Raw genomic sequence first — 13,143 nt, forward strand, 5'->3', positions numbered from 1 at the left:
AATAAGGAGAGCCTTTCGCCCTCCACTATCTTTCTTGTCCTTTTTCGTTTTTTTCTTGATTTTTATCTTTTTCTTCTTCAGATTTGAATTTTGAAATTTGTCCCAATATCGATGGTTTCTCTTCCCTTACGTGAAGATTATCCTCTACATCATAAGTTGATTCAAAGTAATCACTATCTTTAAAATCATTGTCATACCTATCTGGTATTCCGTCATTATCAAGATCTTTTGCTAGTGGATCATAGAAGTTTCCGTCATCATCTATTTCTAGTCCTAGAGCTTGTTTTAAATCTTCTTCATCTACTGATACCAGATCATCAAAACTAGACATCTTTATAGCTTCGGTCATATCTTTAAGAGCTTGTGAGTTAGATATATCTTCTTCTACAAAAGATTCTGTTCTAATAGCTACATTATCTACATACTGAGTCCATGTTTTTTCTTCCAAATTTACCTCATATTGAATAGAGTGCTTTCCATCAGGTGTTTCTGTATAGGCAAGTCCTATATGGCTTAAATCGGGATATAATTTGTCAAAATCTTCATAGCTATTAGATTCTGAAAACTCGTAGTTGGAATAATCAACTATCGCCCTCTTTAAATCTTCTAATAATGGTGATTGGTTTTCTAATTCTTCTACTTCTCCCATATCTAAAAGTTTATTAATTTCAGCTAGTCTTAGTGTCTTATCCCTTAACTCATCTGCTTTTTCAAATGGTTTAGTTAATTCTACTTTGGCATTTTCTAAAGATTCTTTATAGTTTTCAAGATTTTGATTTAATCTTTCAAGCCTTGAAGGCATTTTTTCAATGGCATTATCCAGTCTTGTTATATTACCATCAGTAGAGTTTGAAAATTCTCCGAAGTATTCTGCTTTTCCTAGAAGTTTAAAGGTGTGAGCATTAGTCATAAAGTTATATGAAACTTGTAAGTCTAAATTTCTATATTTACCAATGACCTTGCTATCATTTATCTTTACCTTTTTTATTTCTTCTAATAGCTTCTCTCCGGCCTCTTTCTTATCCAAAATTTTATTTGTCCCAAGACTTATTGAAGTGAATTTGCTATCTCCTTCTCCTAATTTCTCAACACTTGCAAGGTCTTCTTTAACCGCTTGTATTTCCATTTCAGTTTTTAAAATACTTTGAGGATAAATTTTATTTACTTTATCTTCAAGCTTATATTTATTAGACTTATAGTTTGCTTCCAGCATTTTTAGTTTTGTAACTTCGTTATCTAAGTCCATCTTTTCTTTAATCAGAGGATTACCAGTAGCTAAAGCCTTAATTTCTGAATAAGATAGACTTGCTTCATCAACATCTTCTGCAACTCTTACTGGAGTTTTTGAAGTCATAATTTGGGATATGAATTTCTGCTTATTTTCTATTGTCTGCCATAAATAGGCGTCAAAGGTGTTTTCTGTGACATATCTAAAGATATTTACCTTATCATTTTCATTACCTTGGCGAACAATTCTACCACTTCTTTGCTCTAGGTCAGACGGTCTCCATGGGACATCTAAATCGTGTAAGGCTATTAATTTATTTTGTACATTTGTACCTGCTCCCATTTTTTGAGTAGAGCCTAATAATACTCTTACTTCTCCTCTTCTAACCTTAGAGAACAATTCATCTTTTTGTTTGTCTGTATCTGCTTCGTGGATAAAGGCTATTTCTTCTTTCGGTATTCCCATATTTACTAGCTTGTTTCTAATATCATCATAGATATTAAATTCTCCATCTCCTTTTGGTGTAGACATATCTGAAAATACTAATTGTGTCGATGAATTTTCTTTTGTCTTATCCCAGATCGAAAAGATGTTTTTTACACATACATTTACCTTTGAATTAGGATCATCTGGAAGTAGTGGATTTATTAATCTTTGGTCTAGGGCAAGTTTTTTACCATCATTTGTAATCTTTAACATATTGTCTTCTGTTGGCTCTACTTGGTTATTTCTAACTGCATCAGCTCTTTCTGAAATAGCTTCTAATATTTCTTTTTGTTCCTCAGTAGGTTTTGTTTTAATAACTTCAAAATTTGCTTCTGGTACTGGCAAATTTAACATATCTGAAGTCTTTATATCTGCTACTTCTTTAAACATGCTCATCAACTCTGGCAAGTTATAAAACTTTGAAAATCTTGTCTTTTGCCTATATCCTGTGCCTTCTGGAGATAATTCAAAGGTGTTTTCTGTTTCTCCAAAAGTAGAAGCCCAAGCGTCAAAATGTTCTAATCCTCTTGCCTTTAAATCGTCATATTGAAGATATCTTTGCATGGTATAAAGCTCTGTCATTGAATTTGATATTGGTGTACCAGTAGCAAATACAACTCCCTTTCCATCTGTCATTTCATCCATATACCTACATTTCATATACATATCCGAAGACTTAAAGGCTTCACTTTGACCGATACCAGCAACATTTCTCATCTTGGTATGCAAGAATAGGTTTTTGTAATTATGAGCTTCGTCTATAAATAACTTATCTACTCCTAGCTCTTCAAAGGTTATTACGTCATCTTTTTTAAAGTCATCGTTTAGCTTTTCCAGTCTTACCAAGAGTTTCTTCTTTGTCTTTTCTAGTTGTTTTACTGTGAAATTTTCCCCTCTATTTCTTTTATTCTCATCAATGAAGGAAACTATATCATCTATTTGGTCTTGTATATGCCTTACCTGGTATTCCTTAGACATTGGTATTTTTTCAAATTGAGAGTGTCCTATGATGACTGCGTCATATTCTCCCGTTGCAATCCTACCAATAAATCTTTTTCTGTTTTTAGGTTGAAAGTCTTTTTTATCGGCCACCATAATGTTTGCTGACGGATATAATTGCATAAACTCTCTACCAATTTGAGTGGTTAGATGGTTAGGAACTACAAATAATGATTTACTTGCAAGTCCTAACTTTTTAGACTCCATAGCAGAAGCTACCATTTCAAAAGTTTTTCCTGCTCCTACTACATGGGCAAGTAGTGTGTTTCCACCATAAAGAGTCCTTGCTATGGCATTTTTCTGATGTTCTCGTAGTCTGATTTCAGTATTCATTCCATCAAAAGTTAAGTTAGAACCATCAAATTCTCTATTTCTAATTGAGTTGAATTTTTCATTATAAATCTTTTCTAACCTATATCTTCTATCAGGATCTTCAAATATCCAATTCTTAAATTCTTCTTTAATCAGCTCTTGCTTTTGACTTGCAAGCATAGTTTCTTTTTTATTTAATACAGAAGTCTTAGAACCATCATCATTTATTACTTGGTCAAATACCTTTGTATCTTTTAGATTAAGGGCATTTTCAATTAGCTTATAGGCATTCACTCTACTTGTACCATAAGTCATATTAGCAAGGTCATTAGTCGAGTCAACACTTTTACCTTCAATGTTCCATTCACTTGTGTGTGGCGAAAACCTAACATTTATATTCCACCTATCATAACCTGGTGTTTTTAAAAGATTAAAAGTAAAGTCTTCTATAACTTTTTGAGGTATCCAAGTTGCTCCTAACCTTACATTTATATCAGAGGCAGTCAGTTCTTCGGGCATAACTTCTTGTAATTTTTCTCTTTGATATTTGAGTTTACCTAACTCGTTTAATAATGTGTCTTTCTTTTCAGAAGGTGCTAAATCTATTACATTTTCAATTTCTCCGATATATGAATTGAGGTAGCCAATTTTTTCTCTAATATTGCCACTTAAATACTCGTCAGCCGATACATATGAAAAATGAAATGGATCGTCATTGTCAAAGTTTTCAAAGGGCATTCTGTTATTTATAAGGTCTGTATCCTTAATATCTAAAAATATCTCGCCCTCAAGTTCACCAATTAAGGTGTCCCTATCTTTACTTGTGATAGATTCCATATATTCAAAGTCTACATATCCTTTTTGTGAAACTGATAAGACTAAGGCTTCAAGGGAAGTATCTACATGGTCTACTACTTTTGCCCTTGTTATTGTTCTTTTTGAGAATATATCACTCTTAGCTTTGAAATTATCCTCATCATCAAGTATTTCTATTGATGATACCAACGGAAAGTTTGAGTCTTCCTTTAAGGCTCTAGTGTTTGATAAGGAGTTAATAAAGCCATGTTTCTTTGAAAAGTTATCATAGACTTCATTTAACTTTGCTTGTGACTCTTTTATTTCCTCGTCTGAAAAATCGTCCTTTTGTTTTTCTATTACATCTTTTAAAGCATTCATTACATCAAGATAATCTTTTATCTTTTCTTTATTTTTATCTGATATATTCTGCTTAATTAAGACTGAGTTTTCTCTTAGGTAGACTTCTTCGTCAATAATAGTGTACGAAAAGTTTTTAACGTCATCTGTTGCTGGAAGACTTAATTCTTCATCTTCCAATAGTTCGACCTCTTCATATTTTGAATTTGAAGATATTTCCTTACTTGCAAGATCCATTAAATCTTTTAGATTTACGTTTTCTTTTTCATCACAAGTAATAGTATTTCCAAATCTTCCAGATACTTCTTTCATATCGCCTAATACCATTTGAGGATTATCTACAAAGTATTTATTGTAAGTCAAACCTTTATTATCAGTTGCTAGATGAATCCATTCATCATCTCTTTCTATAACTGAATCTCTCTTCTTTAAGAAAATAATATCTGAAGTAACTTCTGTACCAGCAAGTCCTTTAAATGTTGTATTAGGTAGCCTCATAGCTCCTAAAAACTCACATCTTGCATTAATATATTTTCTAACAGATTCATCTTTTTTATCCATAGTTCCAGATGATGTTATGAAGGCAATAATTCCTCCATTCCTAACCTTATCTATTGACTTTGCAAAAAAATAATCGTGAATCAGAAAGTTATTTCTGTTATATTCACGATCGTTAACTTTAAAATCTCCAAAGGGAACATTTCCTATTACCAAGTCAAAGAAATTATTTGAGAAGTTTGTTTCTTCAAAGCCTTTAATTTGAATATTGGCTTCAGGATAAAGCTCTCTTGCTATTCTTCCGCTTAGACTATCTTTTTCTACTCCATATACTTTAGAGCCTTGTATTTCACTTGGCATATTACCAATAAAATTACCGACCCCTGCAGACGGTTCAAGGATATTCCCAGTCTTAAATCCCATATCTGTTATGGTCTTATATATTCCGTCCATTACCTCTCTAGGTGTATAAAATGATGTTAAAGTAGACTCTTTAGCATTCAAATACTCTTCATTTGTTAGATTTTCTTTTAAAATATTTCTTGCTTCAAGCCATTGTCCTCCTTTTTCTTCATCGAAGACATCGGAAAGACCTCCCCACCCCAGATAATCAGCCAGATATGCTTGTTCATACTCTCTTGGACTCCTATTTTCATTTTCAAGTCTTTTTAGCATTTTAATAGCTTTGATATTTTTATCTAGCCTTTCTGATGGTGTTAGGTATTCTGAGTAGATATGATTTTTTAAGTCATAATTTCTAGCAAAACTTAGCTTTTCCTTATTAGGTTCATATCCTAGATTCTTTAAATCTTCTTTTCCCCTCAATAAGTTTTCGGCTGCTTGTCTTGGGACATTATACCTATCCATCACTTGGTCAATTTCAGGATTGTGGTCATCAATAAAGCTTTCTTGTTCTACTTGTCTTTCAATTTGTTTTTCATGCTCAGATAATTTGTATATCTCATAGTTTCCACTATCTAAAAGGTCATCAATCTTTCTACTTTCTTCAAATGTTTCACCCTTATATAAAGGATATTCTTCCCCATTAATTTCTACTTTAGTTCCAGTTTCAATCAAGTTAATTCCATCAAAGATCTTCTCATCTTCTAAAATAAATTCCTTACTAACCTTTACTGCTAGTTTTTCTGATGTTTGACTTAGATTTTCAAAGATTTCTTCAAGATATGAATCGTTTCTATATGGAATTACTTCCGAACCCCTAATCATACCTCCCATATACTCCATATTGTCTCTGATAGTGACAGTTTTAAGTCCTCCACTTAGTTCATCAAAATCTGTAATGGTAAAGTCCTTATCTTTATATCTAACCTGATCACCTATCTTAAATTTAGGCTCTATCTTTTCCTGAGTTTCTTCTTTTAATGATTTTTCCTCACTTAGTGCAACTTGTTCTTCTAAATATGAAAATTCACGCTCATTTACTTCTTCACCATCACCAAGGTCAATCCTGTAATGCTCGACAACTTCTCTGTCTACATAGTGGTCAAAATAGAATTTGAAATATCCGATATAATCATCTGTCATTTCTCCAAATTCATTTTCTCCAAGAGTTTGATTATGGTCTTTAACATCTATATCCTTTTGTCTTAGGATATTAATTAAGTCTTTAGTTACTATCTGCCCACTATAATCGGGAACTAATTCGTGGTTTTCATTAAATTCTACAATCCAGTAGTCTTTTCTATTTTGAATGTTGTTGCCATCAAAAAAAGAAGCTTCATCAGCTTCCTTTTCTTGGCTTATTTCATTTTCTAAGCTTCCACGTATTCCTTGATTGCCATTTTCTTTACTGTTGCCATCAAGTTGTTCATCTGTCCTTGGTATTCCTCTGGATTCTCTCTTTTCATCTTCTCTGTCAATCCTTGTGCTTTCATCATTTTGACTTTCTCTCTCTTGATAAAGTCCACTGCCTGATTCTGAATTTCCTTCAGATGGTTCAAAAGTGTTTTCTCCTCGTACATTTCCTGAAGTTTCTTCCAGTTCTCCATGTCCTCGCTTCCTACCAGGTAAGACAGTCTTAGAACTGCGTAAGTCGGATTCGGGAATCTCTCCATAAATTCCAGATCCCTCTCCATCATGTCCAAGGTTTTCTCTTCGATTTTCATCGCTATTTCCTCTGTCGCTTCCATCTGTGAAAACTCGTCCATCTCTACTTCTTGACCTATCATCTCGTCTATATAAATCATCTTGACCTCCTCTATCTTCATTTATATTTTCTATATCTTTATTATAGTCGGCATCGGCCCTTTCTGTCAGCAGCCTAGCACGATCCATTTCCTTAGATTTTTCTATTGTGTTATCTATAATATCTTCACTAACCCTTGATATTACAAGACCTATCTGCTCTAAAGAAATTGTATTAATCCTCGAAAAATTATTTTTTAAATTTTCCATATCCATAGGATAAACTGTATTAAACCTATTAGCTACCGCATAGGATATTGAGTCTCTCATAAACTTTTCAAAACTTAGTCTATCCTCTATATCTATTCTCAAATCAGCAAGTGCCAAATTAATGTATTCATCTCCATAAATTCGGCTCAAAGAAAATATATTTTCATTGAGTGAATCACTAGCTTCAAATGAAGAATCTCTTATTATTTCTTTTAAAGCCTCCTTATGATTTTCGTGATCAAACTGCCATAAGCTAACCTCATTAATATTCCTATCCATTGATGTGGTCTGACTAATATCGAAAATATATGAAATTCTTTGATTTACATCACTTCCAACTAAAGTTGGAATACCCTTTTGACCTCTCATAACAACTCGACCAAAATATTTTTTCCACATATCAAAAGTCGCACAAGCTCTAGCTTCAGGTTCTTTGTTATATATACTTAGTTGGCTAGAAAAATCATATTTTTGATTGTTACCTATAACTTTTAAGAGTTTTAAATACTCTTTTTCATCTTGTAACACTTCATACTTTATTGCTTCTTGTATATTCTTAAAATCATTTACTTGCATTTCCTACCTCCATTCTATGAATTTCTTTTATAATAGCCATTAAAACATCAACCACAATAGAATTGCCGGCCTGCTTATAAAGCTTGCTTGAAGTACAATTTTTTCTTCTTGGATGTGCTTCTTCTAGTTTGTTAATATCAATGTCATCAAACCCCATGAGTCTTAAACATTCTCTTTCTGTTAAATACCTATATTTACCATTTCCAATATCTATTATTCCAGAATTAGGTACTCTCATCTGTTTTGTAGAAATAGTATAAGAAAAATCTTTAATCACTTTTAATCGCCCTCTAAAACTGTTATCTATGCCTTTATTTAAAAATTTCAGCATATAAGGTTGGGTCATAGTATAAAGTTCACTTACATCTTTTTCTAAAAATTCACTTAGTGGTCTAGTTTCTTTCCTCTCCAATTTATTAAACGAAAAGTTATTTGCTCCAAGACATGAAACAACAAATATCCTTTCTCTTTTTTGAGGTATCCCAAAGTCCATTGCATTTAAGATTTCATATTTACTTTCATATCCAAGTTCTTCTAGTTCTTTTAGATAAATAAAAAAGGAGTCCCTCATATTTCTATCAAGGACTCCCTTTACATTTTCCCAAATTATCCATTTAGGTTTTTCTTTCATTTCTTTAATTATTCTAATTGTTTCAAATAGTAGGCTTGATCTAGTTCCTGAGTTTTTTACACCTCCTTGCTTTTTGCCAATTCTTGAAAAGTCTTGGCAAGGACTTCCATGCATAACTAAATCTATATTTTCATTAGGTGCTTTATATCCTACAACTGATTTTGCTTTATAATCTTCTCCATAAAGTGCGTTGTATGATTTAACACAAGCCTTATCTATTTCTACATAATCAACTACTTCATAAGGTATCTTTAAATTAATAAAAGCCTTTCTAATAGCACCTATGCCACCGAAAAGCTCTAATATTTTTACCTTATTCATTTAGATTATTCTTGTACCTATCTACAAGCTCCCTTATACTATCTTCAATTTCTCTTAAAAAGTCTTCTTTATCTACTTCACCAGAACTAATCTTTGTAAGTTTCATTTCCCATTCAGATGTTGTTTCTGCTGATTTAAACTTATCCTCTACAATCGATACAAGCCTATTGCCTTTTTCTGTTACAAGTAAGTTTTTCTTATCTCTTCTTATAAGGTCCTTATGGATAAGATTTTCAATAATTCCTGCTCTTGTAGCTGGTGTTCCTAAGCCTTTTCTTTCAACTTCTATATCTTTATCCAAGGATTCTACTCCTGCATTCTCCATAGCCTTTAAAAGTGTATCTTCGTTATAATGACTTGGAGCTTTTGTAAATTTTTCCGATATATTTTTAGAAGTTAGCTTAATTTTATCTCCAGTCTTTACATCAGGTAATTCATTTTCTTGTCTTTCCTTCCCATAAGGCTTTAAATACTTGGCATAACCTTCATCGATTATAGTCTTACCACTTGCATTAAAGTTAAACTTGTCATATTCATATCTGATTTTTCTACTAGATTCCTTTAAGTTATCCGAACACGAAGCAAGTAATTTATCCTTAACTAGATTATAGATTTTACTTTCTTTGTCAGATAAGTCTTTAGCTTTTCCAATACCTGATATAGTAGGAATAATCGCATAGTGGTCTGTAACTTTAGATGAATTAAAAATAGACTTAAAGTTTGATTCATTAACCTTAAAATCATCTTCAAGTCCTTCTAATAATTCTTTCATAGTATTAACCATGTCATCGGTTAAATACCTACTATCTGTTCTTGGATATGTGATTAACTTCTTTTCATACAAACCTTGTGCCAGGTTTAAAGTATCGTTCGCTGAATATCCAAAATATTTATTTGCTTCTCTTTGTAAGGAAGTGAGATCATAAGGCTTATCTGGTTTTGTGCTTATTTCTTTATCTTCCACCTCTGTAATAACTATTTCATCTTCTAGCAGATTTAATAGTTGTTCTGCAACTTCAATTTTATCAATTCTATCTGATACAAGTTTCAATCCTTCATAAGATAGGTCAACTGTATAATATTTTTGCTTCTTAAATAGGTTTATTTCACTATCTCTTTTAGCTATTAAATATAGAGTTGGTGTTTGTACTCTACCAACTGAATATGTTTCCTTATAAATGCAAGAATAAAGCCTACTTAAATTCATTCCCACCAGCCAATCTGCAATTGCTCTTGCACTAGCTGATTTATATAAATCTTCAAAGTTTTCTCCGTTTTTAAGATTTCTAAAGCCATCTTCAATAGCCTTGTTTTCCATTGAAGATATCCAAAGTCTTTGAATCTTCTTCTTACATTTAGCTTGATTATATACAAGCCTAAAAATAAGTTCTCCCTCTCTTCCAGCATCACAAGCATTTATAACTGTGTCGATGTTCTTATCGTTTAAAAGCTTCTTTAAAACTCCATATTGTTTCTTAGTGCTTTTAGATACTTCATAAATATATTCTTCTGGAATTATAGGAAGAGTGTCTATTGTCCATTTCTTCCATTTTTCGTCTATCTTATCTGGACTTGCCATTTGAATTAAATGACCTACACACCAAGAAACAATGTATCCATTCCCCTCATAATATCCGTTTTTTCTTGTTCTTGCTCCAATTACTTTTGCAATTGTAACTGCTACACTTGGCTTTTCTGCTATTACTAACTTCATTAATACCTCCTTAAATAAAAAAAGAGCGAAAGATTTCTCTCTCGCTCAAAATATTTCTCCCGAATATCGTATTATTTTCGGAAGAATTCTATTACTTATTAATTTCTTTTTCTAGTTCTTGAAGAACTTTTATAATCTCTTCAAAGTTTGGATAGTCTCCATAAATCATTTCTGCCATAGCCTTATAATCTTTTTCTATTTCAGAAAATCGAAACTCTCTTGGAACTAACTTCAATCTACCATTTAATGTATCTTCATACCTTGCCCACTTTCTAGGGTAGAATTTCATTTTAAATTCAGTCACTTTCTTTAGTAATTCTTTATCCTCTAAGGCTTTGTTTTTAAAATCTGAATTTGCTATTTTATATAGGTCATAAAAGTGTCTTGCATATCTGTGGGGCATAGGAGAAGCTTCTGGTCTATTTGCTTCGTGGTGTAAAATTGTTGCTTTTTCCCAAAAGGTTCTCTCTGCTGATACTGTTCTTATATTAGTTTTTTCTTTAAATATATTTTGGTAGACTTCGCTAATTATCGGCAAAACTTCAACATCAATTGAAGGTGTCCATGCTGCAAGGCTTCCTATTTCAAGTCTTATATTTTGTGTTAAATAATTAGATTCAAAAATTTTAGGATATTTACATAGAATTGTTTGTGGATCTATACTATCTATAAAAAATTCAAAACCTAAGTTCTTTAAATCTTGTTCTAAGACTTTTAATAATTCATCTTTTAAAAATATTTCTGTCTTTTCGTTAACTTCTTTATTGAATTTATCCTGTTTGGTATTTGACCTTTCTATCCATGGTTCTTTTTCTTCGTAACCTAATACTCGCCAATCTAAGATTAAATCTATGTCTTCAGAAAATCTTTCTATAAGTCCAAAGCATTTTGAAAGTGATGTTCCTCCCTTAAAGGTTAAATATTCCCTCCATTTGTTTTCATTAAATAGATAATCTAAGATAAAAGTAACCCAATAATCTTTTTCAATGACTGCTTCAGATATATTTTTCTTTCTGGCTGTATTTACTATTAATACTCTTAAATCGTCCTTGTTCCCTATATAAAACTTATTCATCTTTATCCTCGCAAATTTCCCTTATCACTTCATATATCCATGCTGGCACTGATTTTGCTTGGTTCATTAAGTCTATTCTTTCTTTTTCACTTAAGTTTTCTCTTATTTTTTGTATAACTTCGCTGGTTATCTTTTCTTTACCTAAAGACTTAATTGCTTGAATAACTGTTGCAGTCTTTAGGGACATATTAGCAATCTCTCCTGGATTTACTTTTTTAAATTCTAAAACCGTATCCCCAATTTTATATTCTTTATATCTTCCACTAGATATATATTTATAATGTGTTGGTACTTGTGTTGAAAGTCCTAATAGGTTTAAGGCTGTGCTATTATATGGTGCAATATTCCAATTGTATTTTCTTGCTATAGCAAGTGCTAATTCGTGAATTGATACTGCTTCGTACTCTCCAATTAACTCGCTATATCTTGGATTGTAATAAAAGCCATCAATTACACGTTTAATTTTTCTATCATTTACCATCCTATTTAATGTCTTTCTAGCAGTTTCATAAGAAGCAATATCTAAAAAGTCATTAGCAAAAAATACTTTATGTGAGTCAAAATCATTTATTTTATCTGATATTTTTTCTGTATATGAACTCATTACAATCCTCCTTTGTCCCAAATATCATATCATATCTGGGACAAAAGTTCAATTGTACTTAAATTTAATATTCTTATAATAGTTCATCGTCATCATCATCTAGTGATTCTTCATTACTTTCTTCGTTGTCAGATTCATCTTCTGACTCACTAATATAATCCTCATCATCTTCTTCAAAGTCTTCCAACATTCTATCTTCTTTTGCTTTAACTACCTTAAAATAATATCCTGCTCCTACAACTCCTCCAATTACAAGTGCAACAATAAGAAATGAACCTATCCCGCTTTTCTTTTCTTCTTTTACTGGAACAGTCTTAGGTTCTTCTTTTTTTACTTCTTCTTTCTTAGGCTCTTCAACCTTTATGGTATTTTTATCTTCTGATTCAATCATATTAAGTAGGTCTTGCTCTCCTACTTCTGTTAATAATCTTACATTATCTTGATTTGATGAGTGATCCACTATTAGGTGCATAGTTTTTCCACTTTTAGTTTGAAATGTTAAAAATTGTCTTACATCTACTGGATTTTCTTTATCTTTTTCTGTATCTCCACTTGGTGTAATATCTTCTCCATTCTTATCTACATTTTCAATTACTGAACCTCTTGCCTTATTTTCCTGTGTTGCTAGACTATTTACTGCCTTTGTATTACCACCTTTTACAAGTGGTGTTTTCTTTGGAGGATTATTTGAAGGCTTGGTTGCTTCACTTGTATTTCCTGGTATTCTTGGAACATCTTGATAAGGAATTTCTTCTTTTGATGGTGTAAAAACATCATCTTTCAACATTTGTTCAAATTCTTCTTTTTGTGGTTCATAGATTGATTCACTTTGATTTTCTATTTGATCTTCATTTGTCATCGCAAATGTAGTTGCTGGTACTGTAAATGTAAAAAGGAGTAACGCTATGGCTACTCCTCGTTTAATGCTCTTATTCATTTTTCTATCCTTTCTTATTTTACATTTTTAAATACATAGACTGCTTTTCTAGTATTGTCCCATTCTATTGTTTGGTTTTTACCATCTTTAATATCCCCATGACTTGCTCCAAAAGCTTTGGCAATGTTTGAAATTGAAGCATGAATTCTTCCATTTATAATCACTGGCTTAACATCTGAATTGTAGACCTTT

7 protein-coding genes and 1 pseudogene are annotated in these 13,143 nt (G+C 31.8%); all 8 read right to left on the reverse strand.

Annotated elements, in window-relative coordinates:
- Nucleotides 1-25: 25 nt before the first annotated feature.
- Complete coding sequence (locus HMPREF9131_RS02665) at nucleotides 26-6,223, reverse strand: helicase-related protein (protein WP_369744393.1); 6,198 nt, start codon at nucleotides 6,221-6,223, stop codon at nucleotides 26-28.
- 227 nt (nucleotides 6,224-6,450) lie between these two features.
- Nucleotides 6,451-6,906, reverse strand: coding sequence for a TnpV protein (locus tag HMPREF9131_RS08935; RefSeq protein WP_350309581.1), 456 nt, complete (start codon nucleotides 6,904-6,906; stop codon nucleotides 6,451-6,453).
- Nucleotides 6,907-7,655: 749 nt separating this feature from the next.
- A complete protein-coding gene (locus HMPREF9131_RS02670; protein ID WP_009345233.1) occupies nucleotides 7,656-8,621 on the reverse strand; it encodes a DNA cytosine methyltransferase in 966 nt (321 codons plus the stop codon).
- Nucleotides 8,614-10,335: a DNA topoisomerase 3 gene (locus HMPREF9131_RS02675; protein WP_009345214.1), complete on the reverse strand. Its 1,722-nt coding sequence runs from the start codon at nucleotides 10,333-10,335 to the stop codon at nucleotides 8,614-8,616. The genes HMPREF9131_RS02670 and HMPREF9131_RS02675 overlap by 8 nt, the downstream gene beginning before the upstream one ends.
- A gap of 91 nt (nucleotides 10,336-10,426) precedes the next feature.
- Nucleotides 10,427-11,410, reverse strand: a complete 984-nt coding sequence (locus HMPREF9131_RS02680; protein ID WP_009345212.1) for a nucleotidyl transferase AbiEii/AbiGii toxin family protein — start codon at nucleotides 11,408-11,410, stop codon at nucleotides 10,427-10,429.
- Complete coding sequence (locus HMPREF9131_RS02685; RefSeq protein WP_009345236.1) at nucleotides 11,403-12,014, reverse strand: DUF6088 family protein; 612 nt, start codon at nucleotides 12,012-12,014, stop codon at nucleotides 11,403-11,405. The genes HMPREF9131_RS02680 and HMPREF9131_RS02685 overlap by 8 nt, the downstream gene beginning before the upstream one ends.
- A 73-nt stretch (nucleotides 12,015-12,087) precedes the next feature.
- Nucleotides 12,088-12,951 carry a CD1107 family mobile element protein gene (locus HMPREF9131_RS02690; protein ID WP_009345223.1) on the reverse strand — a complete coding sequence of 288 codons (864 nt, stop codon included), beginning with the start codon at nucleotides 12,949-12,951 and terminating at the stop codon, nucleotides 12,088-12,090.
- Between the two features lie 14 nt (nucleotides 12,952-12,965).
- A pseudogene (locus HMPREF9131_RS08200) lies at nucleotides 12,966-13,143 on the reverse strand (copper amine oxidase N-terminal domain-containing protein); the annotation flags it as partial.

The organism is Peptoniphilus sp. oral taxon 836 str. F0141 (assembly GCF_000179335.1).
Classification (GTDB): Bacteria; Bacillota; Clostridia; order Tissierellales; family Peptoniphilaceae; genus Peptoniphilus_A; species Peptoniphilus_A lacrimalis.

Excerpts from the sequence above, each read along its gene's own strand:
- HMPREF9131_RS02680 (WP_009345212.1), bottom strand. The coding sequence starts at position 11,410 with ATGAATAAGTTTTATATAGGGAACAAGGACGATTTAAGAGTATTAATA.
- HMPREF9131_RS02670 (WP_009345233.1), bottom strand. The coding sequence starts at position 8,621 with ATGAATAAGGTAAAAATATTAGAGCTTTTCGGTGGCATAGGTGCTATT.
- HMPREF9131_RS02665 (WP_369744393.1), bottom strand. The coding sequence starts at position 6,223 with ATGACAGATGATTATATCGGATATTTCAAATTCTATTTTGACCACTAT.
- HMPREF9131_RS08935 (WP_350309581.1), bottom strand. The coding sequence starts at position 6,906 with ATGAAGATAGAGGAGGTCAAGATGATTTATATAGACGAGATGATAGGT.
- HMPREF9131_RS02685 (WP_009345236.1), bottom strand. The coding sequence starts at position 12,014 with ATGAGTTCATATACAGAAAAAATATCAGATAAAATAAATGATTTTGAC.
- HMPREF9131_RS02675 (WP_009345214.1), bottom strand. The coding sequence starts at position 10,335 with ATGAAGTTAGTAATAGCAGAAAAGCCAAGTGTAGCAGTTACAATTGCA.
- HMPREF9131_RS02690 (WP_009345223.1), bottom strand. The coding sequence starts at position 12,951 with ATGAATAAGAGCATTAAACGAGGAGTAGCCATAGCGTTACTCCTTTTT.